The 17,602-nt window shown below is 36.7% G+C and carries 18 protein-coding genes and 1 pseudogene; 11 read left to right on the top strand and 8 right to left on the bottom strand.

Annotation, left to right across the window (positions count from 1 at the left end):
* Positions 1–183: 183 nt before the first annotated feature.
* Positions 184–1,296, bottom strand: coding sequence for an RNA-guided endonuclease TnpB family protein (locus tag B1NLA3E_RS12920; RefSeq protein ID WP_015594277.1), 1,113 nt, complete (start codon positions 1,294–1,296; stop codon positions 184–186).
* A 286-nt stretch (positions 1,297–1,582) separates the two neighbouring features.
* Here B1NLA3E_RS12920 and B1NLA3E_RS12915 point away from each other — a divergent pair.
* Positions 1,583–2,527: pseudogene (locus B1NLA3E_RS12915) on the top strand (sigma-54 interaction domain-containing protein); the annotation flags it as partial.
* Between the two features lie 85 nt (positions 2,528–2,612).
* Positions 2,613–3,371, top strand: a complete 759-nt coding sequence (locus tag B1NLA3E_RS12910; RefSeq protein WP_015594275.1) for an exodeoxyribonuclease III — start codon at positions 2,613–2,615, stop codon at positions 3,369–3,371.
* A 314-nt stretch (positions 3,372–3,685) separates the two neighbouring features.
* On the opposite strand, the gene B1NLA3E_RS12905 is transcribed toward B1NLA3E_RS12910, so the two are convergent.
* Positions 3,686–3,943 carry a transcriptional regulator SplA domain-containing protein gene (locus tag B1NLA3E_RS12905; RefSeq protein ID WP_015594274.1) on the bottom strand — a complete coding sequence of 86 codons (258 nt, stop codon included), beginning with the start codon at positions 3,941–3,943 and terminating at the stop codon, positions 3,686–3,688.
* Between the two features lie 149 nt (positions 3,944–4,092).
* Here B1NLA3E_RS12905 and dacB point away from each other — a divergent pair, with 149 nt between their 5' ends.
* Complete coding sequence (dacB, locus tag B1NLA3E_RS12900; RefSeq protein WP_015594273.1) at positions 4,093–5,583, top strand: D-alanyl-D-alanine carboxypeptidase/D-alanyl-D-alanine endopeptidase; 1,491 nt, start codon at positions 4,093–4,095, stop codon at positions 5,581–5,583.
* A 150-nt stretch (positions 5,584–5,733) separates the two neighbouring features.
* On the opposite strand, the gene B1NLA3E_RS12895 is transcribed toward dacB, so the two are convergent.
* Together B1NLA3E_RS12895 and pdxR are read right to left on the bottom strand one after the other, a co-directional pair.
* A complete protein-coding gene (locus B1NLA3E_RS12895; RefSeq protein ID WP_187292103.1) occupies positions 5,734–5,934 on the bottom strand; it encodes a spore germination protein in 201 nt (66 codons plus the stop codon).
* Between the two features lie 155 nt (positions 5,935–6,089).
* Positions 6,090–7,541: a MocR-like pyridoxine biosynthesis transcription factor PdxR gene (gene pdxR, locus B1NLA3E_RS12890; RefSeq protein ID WP_015594272.1), complete on the bottom strand. Its 1,452-nt coding sequence runs from the start codon at positions 7,539–7,541 to the stop codon at positions 6,090–6,092.
* A 128-nt stretch (positions 7,542–7,669) separates the two neighbouring features.
* On the opposite strand from pdxR, the gene B1NLA3E_RS12885 reads away from it, so the two are divergent.
* Positions 7,670–8,281: a LysE/ArgO family amino acid transporter gene (locus B1NLA3E_RS12885; RefSeq protein WP_015594271.1), complete on the top strand. Its 612-nt coding sequence runs from the start codon at positions 7,670–7,672 to the stop codon at positions 8,279–8,281.
* Positions 8,282–8,394: 113 nt separating this feature from the next.
* Entirely contained in the window at positions 8,395–8,622 is a 228-nt protein-coding gene (locus B1NLA3E_RS12880; protein ID WP_015594270.1) for a hypothetical protein, read from the top strand.
* Between the two features lie 80 nt (positions 8,623–8,702).
* Here B1NLA3E_RS12880 and B1NLA3E_RS12875 read toward each other — a convergent pair whose 3' ends face one another.
* On the bottom strand, positions 8,703–9,251 hold the full coding sequence (locus B1NLA3E_RS12875) for a nitroreductase family protein (RefSeq protein ID WP_051120155.1): 549 nt from the start codon (positions 9,249–9,251) through the stop codon (positions 8,703–8,705).
* Positions 9,252–9,484: 233 nt separating this feature from the next.
* Between B1NLA3E_RS12875 and B1NLA3E_RS12870 the strand changes: the two genes are divergently transcribed.
* Complete coding sequence (locus B1NLA3E_RS12870; protein ID WP_015594269.1) at positions 9,485–10,873, top strand: S8 family peptidase; 1,389 nt, start codon at positions 9,485–9,487, stop codon at positions 10,871–10,873.
* 51 nt (positions 10,874–10,924) lie between these two features.
* On the opposite strand, the gene B1NLA3E_RS12865 is transcribed toward B1NLA3E_RS12870, so the two are convergent.
* Positions 10,925–11,554 (bottom strand): ribonuclease H1 domain-containing protein, encoded by a 630-nt coding sequence (locus B1NLA3E_RS12865; RefSeq protein ID WP_015594268.1) that lies wholly within the window; start codon positions 11,552–11,554, stop codon positions 10,925–10,927.
* A gap of 154 nt (positions 11,555–11,708) precedes the next feature.
* Positions 11,709–12,047 (bottom strand): YmaF family protein, encoded by a 339-nt coding sequence (locus tag B1NLA3E_RS12860; protein WP_015594267.1) that lies wholly within the window; start codon positions 12,045–12,047, stop codon positions 11,709–11,711.
* A 302-nt stretch (positions 12,048–12,349) separates the two neighbouring features.
* Here B1NLA3E_RS12860 and B1NLA3E_RS12855 point away from each other — a divergent pair, with 302 nt between their 5' ends.
* The 3 genes from B1NLA3E_RS12855 to B1NLA3E_RS12845 all read left to right on the top strand — a co-directional run bounded on the left by B1NLA3E_RS12855 (position 12,350) and on the right by B1NLA3E_RS12845 (position 15,457).
* Positions 12,350–14,038: an ABC1 kinase family protein gene (locus B1NLA3E_RS12855; RefSeq protein WP_041580510.1), complete on the top strand. Its 1,689-nt coding sequence runs from the start codon at positions 12,350–12,352 to the stop codon at positions 14,036–14,038.
* 128 nt (positions 14,039–14,166) lie between these two features.
* A complete protein-coding gene (gene speD, locus B1NLA3E_RS12850) occupies positions 14,167–14,973 on the top strand; it encodes an adenosylmethionine decarboxylase (RefSeq protein WP_015594265.1) in 807 nt (268 codons plus the stop codon).
* A gap of 106 nt (positions 14,974–15,079) precedes the next feature.
* Positions 15,080–15,457, top strand: coding sequence for a hypothetical protein (locus B1NLA3E_RS12845; protein ID WP_051120154.1), 378 nt, complete (start codon positions 15,080–15,082; stop codon positions 15,455–15,457).
* A 143-nt stretch (positions 15,458–15,600) separates the two neighbouring features.
* On the opposite strand, the gene B1NLA3E_RS12840 is transcribed toward B1NLA3E_RS12845, so the two are convergent.
* Positions 15,601–15,786, bottom strand: a complete 186-nt coding sequence (locus B1NLA3E_RS12840) for a hypothetical protein (RefSeq protein ID WP_041580509.1) — start codon at positions 15,784–15,786, stop codon at positions 15,601–15,603.
* 279 nt (positions 15,787–16,065) lie between these two features.
* Between B1NLA3E_RS12840 and B1NLA3E_RS12835 the strand changes: the two genes are divergently transcribed.
* A complete protein-coding gene (locus tag B1NLA3E_RS12835; RefSeq protein WP_015594263.1) occupies positions 16,066–16,266 on the top strand; it encodes a cold-shock protein in 201 nt (66 codons plus the stop codon).
* Between the two features lie 307 nt (positions 16,267–16,573).
* The gene (locus B1NLA3E_RS12830; RefSeq protein WP_041581076.1) at positions 16,574–17,488 is read left to right on the top strand and encodes a DUF1002 domain-containing protein; all 915 of its coding nucleotides are present in this window, start codon (positions 16,574–16,576) and stop codon (positions 17,486–17,488) included.
* Positions 17,489–17,602: the final 114 nt, after the last annotated feature.

Here is a 17,602-nt window from a genome sequence, read left to right as displayed (position 1 = left end):
GCAAATTGATTTAAAATATAGATAATTAGGAATTTAAATCATACATAAAATAGATATCGTGAACTACTCTCCACTTATTGACCTTACGGTCTAATTGAAGTGCGAGCTTCTCGACTTATCGTTACTTTTACTAGCTAACGAAAAATGACCGAGCTAACCCTCTTGTTCCAAGAGTTTTTGTTTCTATGATAATGCTAATAAGCGTATTCCTTCATTTTTGATATTGATTGCTGAATTGTAGTCACGATCTGCCACATATCCACAAAAACATCGATAGATGCGTTCAGATAGTGTCATAGGCTTTTCTGATCCACAACATGAGCATTTTTTAGTGGAAGGAAACCACCTATCAATTTTTACTAATTGCTTTCCTTGCTCTTTTAGTTTGTATTCTAAAAAAGTAGTGAACATGCCCCATCCATTATCATGGACGCTTTTTCCAAAGTGAAGAGCCTTCGACATACCTTTCATGTTCAAGTCCTCTATCACTACGGCATCAAAATTAGATGCTAATTCTTTTGATTTATGGTGAAGAAAATTCATACGCTGGTTCGCTACTTTTTCATGTAGTTTAGCTACTGCTATACGTTGCTTATTCCAACGAGCAGAACCTTTTTTTCGTTTAGACAAAATACGTTGTGCTTTTGCTAACTTCCCTGACATTACACGATAATAACGAGGATAATTGGCTTTCTCATTCTCACTACTAACAAATAATTCAGACATAGCAAAATCTAACCCAACAACATATTCTATTGCTTTTGGTTTTATTTCTTTTTCGTATTCTGTTAGTACAGACACGTAGTATTTCCCTGATTTTGTTTTGGAAATGGTACATGATTTCAATTTGTAATTGTCAGGAATTTCTCTGTGCTGTTTGATTTTCACTAATTTCAGTTTAGGTAATTTGATATGACCCTCATGCAATCCAATATTTCCGTTTACTCGATTCGTTGTGTAAGACTGTTTTGACTTACGATTTTTGAACTTCGGATATTCAGCATTGCCTTCAAAGAAGTTCTTATAAGCATTTTGCAAGTTGATCTGTGCGTTTGCCAAAGCTAATGAATCTACTTCTTTTAGGAATGGAAATTCATCTTTGTATTTAGCAGGAGTCGGAAACTTTTGTTCTTTTTGTTTTTCTTTGTCATCCTTGAACTTTTCATAAGTCTCTTTGCGTTCTGTTAACATTTTGTTGTAGACAAAACGGACACAACCAAAAGTTTTAGCTAATAATTCTTCTTGCTTTTTGTTTGGTAGCAAACGGAATTTGAAAGCTTTGTTTTGCTTAGTCATATCAATTCACTTCCTATACATCACAGTATAGAACATATGTTTGCGTTTTTCAATTATTTTGGCTTACGCCGACCGAAATTCATCTCCCGCCTACTCACTGGGCTATGTCCTTCACATTCCTTGAGGATGGGAGACTTCTTTCGGAAATCCGTTAAAATAACCGAATTAACGGTTTTTGTAAATGGTGTATTAGGTTTTAGGAAAGGGAGATGGATCCAAATTGGAACAATCACTTTCATTAAAAACTTTGGAACGTTTTGTCAGACAAACTGAATTTCACTTTTTAGGAGAGCAAGGAACGAGTTCAGCCTTTCAAAAAACCATATTAGACCTTCAGCGTGTGGCACCTACAGATGCGACTGTGTTAATTTTTGGGGAAACGGGAACAGGCAAAGAAGTTATTGCAAGATCTATTCATGAAAGCAGTCCAAGAAAAGAAGGACCATTCATTGCAGTTAACTGTGGTGCAATCCCTAAAGACATTATGGAAAGTGAGTTTTTTGGTTATTTAGAAGGAGCTTTTACCGGGGCGAGGCGCAGCGGGTATCAAGGGAAATTTGAACAAGCGCATAATGGAACGATTTTGCTAGATGAGGTCAGTGAACTTACTCCAGCAATGCAGGTGGCTTTACTAAGGGTTATACAAGAACGAAAGGTTACGCCGCTTGGATCCACAAAGGAAATACCATTGGATATTCGAATCATGGCTGCAACTCATAAGGATTTGCGCCAGCTCATTTGTCAAGGTGGGTTTCGTGAAGATCTATTTTACCGATTGTATGTCTACCCCATCAATGTACCTCCATTAAGAGATAGGAAAGAGGATATTCCATTTTTAGCCCATCATTTCTGTAAACAGAAGCAATGGAAGGCCCATACAACCCAAGCGTTTTTCTTGAAGCTTTATAACTATAACTGGCCGGGTAATATAAGAGAATTATTTAACCTTTTAGAACGTTTATATATTTATTCCCAAGGAAAAGAATTAGATCTTTTAGAGGTGTTCCAGGCGATGGAAGAAGAAAAGAGGTTAAATGGACCAGCTGTCTTACCTTCATCATATTGGATAGAAGAAAAATCAATCGAGAATTTGAATACAAGGGAGACCATCATAAAAGATATGATGGTCGAGGCAATACAAAAAACCAAGGGCAATGTCACGCTTGCCGCAAAGTTACTCGGAGTTCCCAGAAGTACGTTTTATAAACGAATTCAAAAGTTTGGTCTTTGAAATGAATCTAAATTGAGACAAATTCCTGTGAAAAGGTTAAAATATGAGGATAATATTTTTATAGACAGCAAGGAGAAGTTTACTAATGAAACTAGTTTCCTGGAATGTTAATGGGATTAGAGCATGTGTGGGAAAAGGATTTTTAGATTATTTTTATCAAATTGATGCGGATGTATTTTGCATCCAAGAAACCAAATTGCAAGAGGGACAAATATCGTTAGAGCTAAAAGATCACTCGCAATATTGGAATTATGCAGTTAAAAAAGGTTATTCCGGTACAGCAATTTTTTCAAAGAAAAAGCCACTTTCTGTCCAATACGGGATTGGAACAACTGAACATGATTCCGAAGGCCGGGCAATTACCTTGGAATTTGAGGAGTTTTATCTCGTTAATATTTACACACCAAACTCTCAAAGAGACCTCGCCAGACTGAACTATCGAGTAGCATGGGAGGACTACTTGCGTGAATTTCTTCAAGAACTTGATACAAAGAAACCGGTAATCCTCTGCGGTGATATGAATGTTGCCCATCACGAAATTGACTTAAAAAACCCAAAATCCAATATGAAAAATTCAGGTTTTACTCCCGAAGAACGCGGGAAAATGACCGAGCTTTTGAATAATGGTTTTGTTGATACTTTTAGACATCTAAATCCTGAGAAGGAAAATGTGTATACATGGTGGTCCTACATGAATAAGGTACGTGAGCGAAATATTGGGTGGCGAATAGACTATTTTCTGGTCTCAGAAAGACTGAGAGAATCAATCATCGATACTCAAGTTCATTCTGATATTATGGGGAGCGATCATTGTCCTGTTCTGCTAGAAATAGATTTGAAGTAGTTATTTTATGCTGTTTTCTAAAAGATTGTTGTTTTTTGAACTAGTTTTGAATGCATATCGTTGAAAATGACTGATTGGAGCGGAAGGTGCTCGACTCCTGCGGGAGCAGCGGGACAGGTGAGACCCCGCAGGCGTAAAGCCGAGGAGGCTCACCGCCCGCCCCGCGGAAAGCGAGCACCTGGAGCGTAAATCAGCACTTACTCTCATAAGTAAATAGCAACAAAGTTTACGACGCATATTTTTAAAATGGTTTTTCAGAGTTCAAATATCGAATTGCCAAAGGGGACGTTAATGGAACGTCCCCTTTTTCTGTCTTAATATAATTCACTGTAAAATTCAGCAAAAGCCTTTTCTGCAGCAGCTTCTGTTGAATAAAGAGCATCATCTTCTTCAATTAAATGGAATGACTCATTTAAAAACAAGGCCAATTTGTCTGGATCCTTTGGGTGTTGAACAATCTCTGCCGGTTTTATATTGACGACGGAGGGTGTGTGAGGATTATGGTACAGAACAAATACTTCGTCCCTAGCCCGCATATTTTGAGGTTCAATTGTATCCAAAACGATTTTCATCCTTTCGTTTGTTTCCTATAGTTTGTGTTTTGAATAACGTTTCATACCAACTTTTGTTTATCTAGAGTAGGGCTTCGAATATTTTGGTTAAAAAGGGCAAACTTATATTTTATAAACTTAACAAAAATATAAAGGACGGAAGGTAAACTATGAGCGCTCGCTTTCGAGTAAGATGGTATATCAATACCTTTTTCATATTGATCCTTGTTTTAGGATCATGGCCTTATAATCATAATGTTTCAGCACAAGAGCTTAATGAAAAAACAATATTAGCCCAAAGATTAAATGGGTTTTTAGAACGGGATCCTAACCTAAAAGGCGCTCTGCTAGGTATCAGCATCCGGTCCTCTACAAACGGGAAATTATTATATCAACATAACGGTGATATCCGTTTAAAACCTGCTTCTAATATGAAACTGTTAACAGCAGTAACAGCTCTATCCAAATTAGGAGAGAATTTCCGTTTTAAAACTGAAGTACTAACTGACGGATTGAGGAATGGAAATACCCTTAAAGGTAATCTTTATTTAAAAGGGAACGGTGATCCGACGTTATTGAATGGAGATTTTGACTCTATGGCTAGGAAAATCCACCAAAAAGGGATTAAGGTGATTACTGGAGACCTAATTGGTGATGATACTTGGTACGACGATGTCAGGTACTCGCTTGATTTACCATGGAGTGATGAACAAACCTACTACGGGGCACAAATTTCCGCATTGACTGCCTCCCCAAATAAGGACTATGATGCCGGAACCGTTATCGTGGAGGTCGTGGCCGGAAAGGAAATTGGTCAATCCGCACAAATTAAGGTTACCCCGAGAACAGGTTATATTCATGTCATCAATCAAACTGTAACGGTTTCACCTGAGGGAATGAAAGAAATCACGACTGAGAGGAAACATGGAACTAATACGATTACAGTCAAAGGAACAATTCCAATCGGAGCAAAAAAGTATAGAACATGGATTGCGGTTTGGGAGCCAACAGGCTATGCAATGGACTTATTTAAACAATCTCTAGATGAACAAGGAATCAAACTTATGGGAACGGTTATTTCCAAACAAACTCCCAAAAAGGCTCATCTTTTGGTTTCGCATAAATCCATGCCCTTATCGGAGCTTTTGACTCCGTTTCTGAAATTAAGTAACAACGGCCATTCGGAAATACTGGTCAAGGAAATGGGAAGGGTTGTTAAAGGAGAGGGCAGCTGGGAAAAAGGTCTGGAAGTACTCCAGTCTGAGCTGGAAAAATTTTCAGTAAACCCGAACACATTAGTGATTAGGGATGGTTCTGGAATTTCTCATGCCAATCTAATTCCAGCCAATGAAATTTCAAACCTGTTATATTCTGTCCAATTCCAACCCTGGTTCCAAACTTTTAGAGAGTCGTTACCTGTTTCTGGAGACAGTCATAAAATGGATGGGGGAACATTGCGGAAACGTATGAAAGATCCTTTTCTACAAGGAAAAGTTAGAGCAAAAACTGGAACTTTATCAACGGTTAGTTCCTTGTCTGGTTATATAGACACAAAAAGTGGAGAAACTTTGATTTTTTCAATCCTAATAAACAATTTACTCGATGAGTCTAAAGGTAAGGGTATTGAAGATGAAATCGTCACCATCTTAGCGAATATGTGAATAGAAGAGGAGACGATAATTTTGAGGTTCACGATTTTTTGCAAATAGCCATATTTTGCTAGTCATACACATAAAAAAGAGCAAAGAAAAAGCTGACCTAAAAAGTCGTTATTAACGACCTTTTAGGTCAGCTTCTATGCAAATAATACACTAGCCTTGATGATGCTCGGGGTTATTACCGCTATTAAAAATTTCGGATAATTTCGAGCCGTTATCACCAAAATTTAAATTAGTACCTATTGTTTTAGAATTAGCCGTATGACTATTTTGATAGGTGGGTCCAATATTAATATTGGCATTATTTGCAAGAGAGTTCACCATAAAATGAGTAATATTGATCGTGTATTCCATATTAATCACCGTCCTCATTTCATAATATTGATTATAAAAGAGCATGATTGTCCACATACCCAATCGGTGAGAGAAATTTTTTCAAAAGAAACATGAAGAACTAAAAGTTAGGTTCGCTAGGGTTTACCCGCTGGTAGAAAAAGGGATAAACCTAGTTAGTAAGTAATAAGTTCTTGAATTAGTTCTGAAAGCCTTATTAAGGCCCTTTTTAATTGAGGAAGTGGTGCATATGAATAAGATAGGCGTAAATGTTGTTGGTCATTTCGATCATATATATTCCCAGGATTAAGCAGAATCCCTTCTTTAAGGGCTTTTTCAAATAAATTACGAATTGAAATCTGTTTATTGATAGAAATCCAAATATAAAAGCCACCTGCTGGTATACTCCAGCTTGAAAGGTCTCTTAAATGATTATTTAATACATCAATAGTAAAGTCTCTGCGAAATTTTAATTCTGTTCTTATCTTTTTTATATGCTCATCATATAAACCACTTGAAATCCATTCAGCAACTGCATATTGAGATAATGAACTTGAACCATAGTCAGTTTGCATTTTAATATCTGCTAAACGTTCAACTACAGGTTCAGGCCCAACAATCCAACCAATTCTTAAACCAGGACCAAGAGTTTTAGACATACTACCAATATATAAAACAAGCCCTTGATCGTCTAATGCTTTTATAGGATTGGGGGGTGCACTTTCAAACCATAAATCCCCATAAACATCATCCTCAATGATCGGTAATCTTTCGCTTTTACAAACATTCAGTAACTCCATTCGCCTATTTGAAGACATTAATATACCTGTTGGATTATGAAAAGAAGGTATGGTATATAGTAAAGCTCCATTATGCTGCCTTTTTAATTTTCCAATCTGGTCTATTAGAATCCCTTCATTATTCAAAGGAATTCCAAATAAGTTCATTCCTGCTGATTGAAAAACGTGCACCGAATTTAGATAGGAAGGTGATTCAAGAAAAACGGTTGAACTACGCTGCAATAAGCCTAAAGAGATTAACTGTAAGGCTTGAAGCCCTCCTGAAACAATCAATATTGCAGATGGAGAGGCGATAATCCCTTTGGTTTTTAAATAATCACTTATTATTTCTCTTAAGTAGATGTCCCCTTTTGGTTCTGAATATCCTAAAGAAAGCATTTTTGAAGAATGAGTCTGGAACATTTGTTTCATTTTTTCAACTGGTAACAATTCTGGAGAGAGCTCTCCCGTACCGAGACGGGTAATATCTGGGTTTGTTTCTGCTTTATTTATCTCTTGAATCATTTGTATATTTGGTTGATAAGAACCAGACTTTACATAACTATTCCAATCAGGTGGTGGAGTAGAAGCAAGAAGACTCCATGTATTATTTATCACAACAGTACCTTTTCCAGCATTTGATTCGATTAATCCATCCGCGGCTAGCTCTCCTAAGGCATATACAATTGTACTTCGATTAACTTGAAATTTCTTCGCAAGTTCCCGTTGTGAAGGAATTCTAGTACCGATAGACCATTCACCGTTCATTATTTTTCTTTTAATGTACTCGTAAATTTGTTGATGTAGTGGGATCAACGATAATTTGTTTATCACCCATTCTTTTGACATAACCAAGACCTCCGCATATTTTAATAAATTATAACCGAATGGTTGGGTCTATATCCAACCAAATGGTTGGAGACCTATCTTAATTCTTCATTTACAATGTCATTATTAAACAAGCAGGAGGAGTAAAAATGTTTGAAGCAATTCTTCATGGTTTGATCTTAGCGTTTGGGTTAATACTCCCTTTAGGAGTACAGAATGTTTTTGTTTTTAATCAAGGTGCAACTCAACTAAAGTTTAATAGGACTTTACCAGTAATTATTACGGCGTCCATTTGTGACACGATCCTGATATCTTTGGCTGTTTTTGGAGTAACATTTATTATTTTAGGTATTTACTGGATTAAGGTGGTTTTATTAATAGTTGGTGTTATATTTTTAGTGTATATGGGCTATGTGACTTGGAGAAGTAAACCTAATCTATCTTCAGCTGAAGAAAAAACGCTTTCTTCAAAAAAACAAATTGTTTTTGCATTGTCAGTCTCCTTATTAAATCCGCATGCTATTATGGATACAATCGGCGTAATTGGAACAAATTCATTAACATATTCTGGCCCAAGAAAACTTGCTTTTACTTTAGCTTGTATTGTAACTTCTTGGGTATGGTTTTTCTCTTTGGCCTTAGCTGGAAGGCAAGTTGGAAGGCTAAATAATTCAGTAAGCTTCATAACCATTTTAAATAAGCTGTCTGCTCTAATTATGTGGGGAACTTCAATATATCTAATTTATATACTAAATTTATAAAAGAACAGATCCCAAAACTAAAACTAGGAAGTTCTTCCGAATGTAATACGTGGAGAAGGAAAGGGAATGATAATGGATAATCCCGATAAAGATGGAAAAAAGGAGACATTAAAATGAAGCCTTTTGAAATAAAAAACATGATTATCGATGACGAATTTGCTGGCGAGGAATCAGTAACAGCGGATTTTACACATAAAAACAAAGAGTATAGCATTACATTTAAGAAAGCAGATCTTGAAATTGTTAATATTTGGGTTTTTGAGAATGGTACATCATTTCCAGCAAATTTAACAGATAATATTATTGAATCAATAAGAGAAGATGTTAAAAAGAGAATCTAGTCAATTATTGTGGACCCGTTAAGAATTGTATGGAGGATAATAAAGGGCTTAGGGATATTAATCTCCAAGCCCTTTTATTATTATTTTAATGGTGAGCCAAAGTTCCCTTCAAATAAAGATTCATCTAATGGATTTCGACTAGAAGGTAGCTCTCTTTCACGCAATGGTTCTGGTAATTCTTCTGCTTTTCCTTGGTATCCAATCGCAATCAGTGCATTAGTTGCATAATCCTCTGGTATATTTAAGACTTCCCTTGCTTTTTCAAAATCAAATCCTGTCATTGGGTGGGTAATGAGCCCTTTTTTCGTCGCTTCTAAGGAAAGATAGCCCCATGCAGCTCCAGTGTCAAAAGAATGTGAGGGAATTGGACCATTCTCAGAGGTGGTTTTTGAAATAATAACAGCAAGAACAGGAGCCTTTTCACACCATTTCCGGTTAAACTCACCAATGAATGGATAGAAATTTTCGCGACTTTCTTGATCGCGAGAAATGATAAATCTCCACGGTTGAAGGTTATATGCAGATGGAGCCCAGCGTGCTGCCTCAAAAATGCTTAAGAGGACATCGTTTGGAACATCTTTTTCTAAGAAAGATCTTGGTGACCAACGGTTCAGGTATACCGGATCAATTTCATATGTAGGCTGGCGGAATTTTTCAACGCCCTGTTTTTGTGCCGAATAGTCAAATTTTTCATCTCCTTGGTCGTTTTAGTTCATATCCCTTATTGTATGTTATTTGTGAGTGTATTTCCAACTATGTGAATCGGATTAAACGGTTGTTTCCTCTACTTCTAAATATTACCTTTGCTAATTTTTTTCAAAGATATAGATGCTAATAACAATCCCATAATTATAGGAGTGTTATGATGAGGAAAATTACAAAACCAATAGTTGTTATCATTGTCTCTTCTGTAATCCTTATCTCTGTTATTTCAATATCTAGAATGAGGAGTCCAGAGAGAACAGAAAGAACCACAATCCAACAAACTGAAAATAAAACCGATCCCAGATTTCTATATGATATGACCAAGATTCAAAACGTTGAGAATATGCCGCATCTCCTTCGGGTAAATAGTCTTGAAATGGGTGAAACCATTAAAGGACATTTACGAAAAGACCCTTCTGTCCATATTATTCAGCATCCAGAGAACAATGAAAGTCACTTTAACAAAAGTGAAGTGATTGTCAAATTCAAACAACATCCAAACGCAACTGAGTTGGATAAAATGTCGAAGGATATACATGGGGGAGTAGTGAAAAATTTAGATTCCACTATTGTGTTTAGGTCAGAGAAGCTCACGACCTCAGAGCTTACGGATTATTTTAAAAACCTATCAAATGTGGAGTTTGCCGAACCCAACTATCTTTATTTGCAAAACCAAATTGGTCCGAACGACTTGCTTTATAGGGAGCAATATCAATGGAATTTACCGAGCATTAGAGCTGAAAGTGGCTGGGATTTATCTCGGGGGAAAGAGGATGTCGTCATCGCAATTGTTGATACAGGTGTTGATTTGAACCATCCTGATCTAAAGAATCGATTAACTGAAGGTTTCAATGTGATTGAAAACAATAATTATCCTGATGATGATAATGGGCATGGAACTCATGTAGCTGGCATTATTGCTTCTGAAACAAATAACCAAGAAGGGGTTGCAGGAATTACTTGGTTTAACAAAATCATGCCAGTGAAAGCAATGGAAGCAAAAGGCTACGGAACAAGTTTTGATATCGCGAAGGGAATTATCTGGGCAGTTAATCATGGAGCGGATGTTATTAATCTTAGTCTGGGAAATTACCAGGGATCTGCTGTTATGAAACAGGCAGTCGAGTATGCATACAAGAAGGATGTGGTTCTAATTTCTGCCTCAGGAAATGATAATTCCTCACAGCCAAGCTTTCCAGCTTCTTACCCTGAAGTCCTTGCCGTTTCGGCAGTTGACTACAATGGAAATAGAGCCACATTCTCCAATTACGGGGACTATGTTGATGTCACTGCACCTGGGGTGGAAATTCCAAGTACCTATTTTAATCGACAGTACGCAGCATTGTCAGGCACATCCATGGCTTCTCCACATGTGGCGGGCCTTGCAGGACTCATTCGTTCGGAAAACCCAAAGCTTACCAATAAAGAAGTGATGAATATCATCAAGAAAACAGCGTTTGATTTAGGTGATAAAGGTAATGATATCGAATTTGGTGGGGGATTAATAGATGTGAGAAAGGCCTTGGAGGCAGCGAAACCTAAGTGATCTTGTGGTAAATAAAAAGGAAAGGGAGCCGTCCCTTTCCCTTTTGTTGTCTTATTTTCTTCCGAAGTCTGCTTTGATTTCCCCTAGCTTATTTGTATCCCACTTCAATATTTTATTGGGGTAGCGGTTTTCTTTTAACCATGCTTCTGCTCTTTCAATCAAATTCCAAACAGTCTCCGTTTCTTTATTTCGGACTAAGCTGGTATTGGCTTTTTTATTTCTTACCCATGAAAGGGCAGTAACAGAATCTGAATAAATATCCGTATCAAGTCCTTGTTTTTTAAGCATTGCAAGGGCGTGAACAATGGCTAAAAATTCTCCAATATTATTTGTACCAAGTGTAGGGCCAAAATGGAATAGCACTTCACCCGTTTTGGTGCTTACCCCTTGGTATTCCATCATTCCAGGATTTCCACTGCATGCCGCATCCACAGAAATACTATTGGGATTGAAAACAGTTACTTCCGAAGATCCTGATTTTTTAGTTGCATTTTTCACTTTAGAAAATGAATAATTTGGTTTCCCGTTAGAATAAGCTTGATTTGCTTCCTCTAAAGAGGGAAAGGATTTAAAGCTTGCACCTTGAAAACCCTTTGTTTGCTTCTCGCAATCAGCCCATGATCGAAAGACTCCTGTGTTTCGACCCGCCCAAACAACATAATACTTTTTCTTATCAGCCATATAAAATATATCCTCCATGTAAAAGTGAATCAATTGTGATGATGCTATATGGTTTCCATTATAACAAAGTATCATGGAAGTTAACCGGTTTCTTGAAATGGCAACATTCAAAAAACTGGAGAAATGTTGATGCGATGAATTAATCAACAATCAATCATTTATTTCCTGGTGCAGGTTGGTCCACACCTTTTACACGGTGATGATGACCGTCATTTTCGGTTGTATTAAAGTCATAATAATGGACGTGCATTCCATTCCCAACAGGAATAGCCGGGCCAGAATTTGCTTTATAATGGTGGGTATGGCCGTTTTCAAAAACTACATAACCTTCTGTATGGTGGATATGACTTCCATCCTGGGTTTGAATGGGGGGAGAAGTAACATCTAAACATTGATGAACATGCCCAGCATTAACTGATGTGTAATCAACTGAACCATGGGTATGATGTGGAACAAATCCTGTTACGAAATCATCTTTTCCTACCTTCATCAAACCATCACCTCTTATTTTGATAATTTACATTAATTATGTATATGTTTTAAGCAAGTGAATAATCCCTAATTTCAACTATCTCGTCGCATCCCGCTAACATATGCAACCTTTTACTCCCCATGGATTCTATCTATTTTAAAATTTCTTTTTATTACCCGTTAATTTATAATAGAAATGAGAAAATCAATCAGAATTTCGATAGAAAATAAACTTATCGTTATTCCACGTTAATCCAGTAATGTGGATTTTTCTTATTCTAAAATAAAAAAGTGTAGAAGTCAGTTTACCATGGGGTGATCAATTTGATTAGAAAAAGATTCCGACATATCCAACGGTACCGAGAAATTGTCAACGCTTTTATCCGCTATGGTTTCGGATTCGTTATAAAAGAAATGGGACTTATTGAACTCCTATCGATGCCAAAACGATTATTTGTGGAAGTAAATCCTGAAACAGAAACGCAAAATACATCAACAGGCGAGAGAATCAAAATGTTTTTAGAGGAACTGGGGCCAACCTTTGTAAAAATGGGTCAGGTTGCAAGTACCCGATACGATCTTATCCCTTCTGAAATTGTTAAAGAACTCGAAAATTTACAAGACAATGCACAACAATTTCCATTTGAAGTAGTGCAGGAGACGATTGAAAAAGAACTTGGCCAACCAATTGGACAAGTTTTTAATGAGTTTTGTGAAATCCCCATTGCAGCAGCCTCAATTGGACAAGTTCATTATGCAATATTAAAAACAGGGGAAAAAGTAGCTGTAAAAGTCCAACGTCCAAATATGAGGAGTATCATTGATACAGACTTAGAAATTTTGCAGGATTTGGCTATTTTGGCAGAACAGCGCTTGGCTTGGGCAGCACGTTACCAAATTCGTGATATTGTGGACGAATTCTCGAAGTCTCTCCGGGAGGAAGTCGATTATTCAATTGAAGGTAGAAACTCTGAAAGAATAGCCAAACAATTTATCGATGATCCGAAAGTCGTGATTCCAAAAGTTTTTTGGGAATACTCAACCAAAAAAATATTAACCATGGAATTCGTCGAAGGCACAAAGTTGTATGAAACCGAAATGCTCCATCAAATGGGTAATGACAATAAAATTTTAGCCAAAAGGATTGTTGATTCCATCCTTCATCAAGTCTTAATCGAAGGATATTTTCATGGAGACCCGCATCCCGGCAATATATTAGCCTTACCTAATGATGTAATTATTTTTCTTGATTTTGGAATGGTGGGAAGACTCACTCCAGATATGAAACATCACATTGCCTCATTAGTCATCGCTCTCATGCGTCAAAATACAGATGATGTAATTAAAGCCATTACTCGAATGGGTATTGTCCCAAGCGATATCAACATATCCATGTTAAGGGGAGACGTTGAGAAACTGAACGAGACATATTATGATGTCCCTTTAAGTAAAGTTAGTCTTGGTCAGGTAGTAAATGATCTGTTTTTAGTTGCATACCGGCATAACATTAGGATTCCGCCTGATCTTACACTTTTAGGTAAGACACTCCTAACAATGGAGGGAATTGTTGTAAAATTAGATCCTGAAATCAGCATTTTAAAGGTTGCAGAGCCATTTGGGCGTAGATTATTAATGGAACGATATGACCCGAAAAAAGTTGTTGGTAATTTGTGGCATCAAATAGTCGACCTTGGAGAATTTGTAAAAGATTTACCCAAAGGACTAAAAGAACTTACACTGCTATTTAAAAATGGTAAAGTGAGGCAGGAAATATCCTTTCCAGAAATAGATTTAATACTGGCTAAATTGAATCAGATCAGTAACCGGATTTCATTTAGTATTGGTTTGCTCTCGTTCAGTATTATCATCTGTGGTCTAATCATCGGTTCTTCTTTAGGGGGACATTCATCCTTGTTACTATTAAAAATTCCAACGATTGAGATTGGATTCATTGTAGCAACCTTAATGTTTATGTTGTTATTATATTCAATCTTTAGGTCGGGGAGATTTTAATTTCTTTGCTTAAAAAATAATAATTGCTCTTTTTTCTGAAATGAATTCATTGTTGGTTGGTAACACTAAGAGCATGTAGACCAATTTTATGAAAAAATTGGTAAATAAAGCTTAAGGGGAAGTTGACCATGACACTATCACCAGAGCAGAGGGTCGAATTATATGGCTTTAATAATCTTACCAAAACATTGAGTTTTAATATGTATGATATTTGTTATACAACCACAAAAAGTGAGCGCGAGGCATATTTTCATTATATTGATGACCAATACAATGCTGATCGATTGACTAATATATTGTCCAATGTATCTGACATTATAGGCGCCCATGTATTAAATATTGCCAAGCAAGACTATGTTCCTCAAGGATCGAGTGTAACATTTCTGGTCTCTGAGGGCCCCGTAATTGAAGTCCCAAATGGATCCTTTGCAGAGTCACCAGGACCGCTACCTGATGCAGTTGTTTTGGCGCTCGATAAGAGCCATATTACTGTACATACGTATCCAGAGTCCCATCCTGATGAGGGAATCAGCACTTTTCGGGCGGATATTGATGTATCAACCTGTGGAGAAATATCTCCTCTTAAAGCATTAAATTATCTGATTCACTCATTTGATACTGATATTATGACAATTGATTATCGTGTTCGGGGTTTTACGAGAGATATAAGTGGACACAAATTATTTATTGATCATGAGATTAGTTCAATTCAAAACTACATCCCTGATGAAATAAAAAATATATATCATATGATTGATGTAAATGTTTATCAAGAAAATATTTTTCATACCAAATGTAAACTTCGGGAATTTGATCTAAACAATTATCTATTTGGATACACAAAGGAAAAGCTTAGTTCAAAAGAGGTTGAGGAAATTACCGAAAAACTCAACTTAGAAATGGATGAAATTTTTTATGGGAAAAACATCCAATGAACTTGGACAAATGTCTGCTATTTAATTCTGAACATTGGGCGCATGTCTATGCTCTTTAAGTGCTCCTACATACTATAGACTGTAACCTAAACAAAGGAGCGATATTATGGAAGACAATAGACAAATGTTCGGAGGATATGCAGGTATGGGAGGTTATCCAGGACACGGCGGGTACGGTGGCATGGGAGGTTATCCAGGACACGGCGGGTACGGTGGCATGGGAGGTTATCCAGGACACGGAGGTTTTGGCAGCCCGATGGGTTATCCAGGACATGGAGGCTATCCAGGAGGATATGGACACCACTATGGACATTATGGGCATCATCATCATCATCACCCACATCACTTTCCAGGAATATACGGCGGTATGGGTGGTTACCCAGGACATGGTTATCCAGGACATGGAGGCTACCCAGGATATGGTGGATATCCGGGTATGGGTATAACAATAGGTGTACCAAGAGATTATGACTATTTAGAATAGGTTAATGAAAATAAAACCGGGCACCTTAAATCAAAGGGACCCGGTTTTATTTGGACTCTAAAAATAAAAGGCGCTAATCCTGTACTGCGCCTTTTCATTCGTTAATGTACGAATTTAGTATGTATAAAGAATCTCCTCTCATTTTATTCGGATAATTGGTTCCGAGTTAGCTCTTCTTCAAAATAAAATGTACCTGGATATTCCGTTAATATATAAGAAAATCTCTTCATATTCTTAACATATTTCCATTTTAAAATAGTAACGGTTTCTCCAGTAGCTTTAACATTTACCGTTTCACCTGCGTTGTATAGGTTATTTAAGTGTTTCAATTTGACACTCCCTTTTCTATCCTTAATTAATTATATCATAAATGTGGTCATGTTAATGTGTAACTTAATGGGACTGGCTATTTGACTTGTTTCCTCTATAGTTTTAAGCTCTTGTAGTACCACTGTTTACTTGCCTATTTCTTCTAAATCTGATATTCTTAATTAGAATTATTTTTGTTCGGTATGTAAGGGAAAGATAATATACTGCTTTTCGCCTAGATATCATTAAGAGCAAGAATAGTAATACAATGTGTGTTTACACACTAGGAGGCAACAAACATGGAAAACGGAAAAGTTAAATGGTTTAACGCAGAAAAAGGTTTCGGTTTCATCGAACGCGATGGTGGAGAAGACGTATTCGTACATTTCTCAGCTATCCAAGGCGAAGGCTTTAAAACACTTGAAGAAGGTCAAGCTGTAACTTTTGATGTAGAAAAAGGCGCTCGTGGACCTCAAGCTGCTAACGTTCGTAAAGCTTAATTAAAGAGTAATCGCTCAAAAACAGACTCATTTCAGAGTCTGTTTTTTTTTATGCTTAAATTTATCATTCTCAATGATTGAGTAGGAAATACTATATCAAGAAAACAAAATAATTTACTAACTGTAGAATGAATGATTTATTAGATGTTGTTAAAATTTAACTCTTTTATGTAGAACATACGAAAAATGGAATAGAAAAAGTCCGTTCTTATTCCTTGGTTTTAAGTTTGGAATAAATAAGCATTTGGAGAAAAAATATGCTATTATCGAAAAGTACAACCAAAAGAAAAGGAGATTTTTGATGATCATGAAGAAAATAATCAAGTGGGTAGCTTTGGCAGCAGTGTTAACGTTGACTCTTAGCATAGGAAGCAAAGCCCTTGCATCAGATAATAGTAGTAGTGAAGAAAGCATTAATGAAAAATACGGACTGCCAATTGTGGTATATGGAGCAGCGTTATCTCCTAGCCAAAAGGACGAAGTCAGATCATTGCTTGGTGTTACTGATCCTAGTAAGGTTAAAGAAATCACAGTTACGGGTGAAGACATTTATACATATATCAAAGGTGATCGAAATTCTAATATGTATTCTTCAGCCAAAATCACGAGAAAAGATTCGGGGGAAGGACTTGTTATTAAGCAGGTTACGCCGGAAAATATTACTGAAGTTACAGATGAGATGTATGCAAATGCTCTTTTGACTGCAGGGATTAATGATGCTGTGGTTGAAGTGGCATCTCCAATAAAAGTGAGCGGCCATTCTGCGTTAGTTGGAATTTATAAAGCCTACGATGCAGGTGAAGGAGCGGGACTAAATAAAGATCGAACTGAAGTCGCTAATCAAGAGCTAAATTTAGCAACGGATTTAGCGAAAAAAGAAGGCCTAGATAAGGATAAAGTTAGTGAGCTCCTCACTGAAATTAAGAAGGAAATTGCCGATCAAAATCCAGCTTCAAAAGAAGATATTGCCAAAATTATTGATGATAAATTAAAAGAGTTAGGAATCCAATTGAGTGATCAGGACCGCCAGCTTCTTATTGATTTGTTTGAGAAAATGCGAGGCCTTAATATTAATTTTGATAATGTCCAATCTCAGCTGGATAATCTTTCTAAGGATATCACCAATAGAATCGAACAAGCAATTGGAGATAAGGGGTTTTTACAAAAGGTTGCAACCTTCTTTAAAGAACTAATTACCAGCATAAAAAATATATTTTCGTAAGCAGAGGATTTCCCCTCTGCTTTATTTAATATGCGCAAACAAAAAGAGTGCCCACTGGCACTTTATAGTAAGGGAAAGTTTTTTGGACGTTGTTCGAACTTGGTCATAGCCTTA

The organism is Bacillus sp. 1NLA3E (assembly GCF_000242895.2).
Lineage (GTDB): Bacteria > Bacillota > Bacilli > Bacillales > Cytobacillaceae > Bacillus_BU.
The sequence above is the reverse complement of the archived record's forward strand: the minus strand, read 5'-3'. Positions and strand labels throughout refer to the sequence as shown.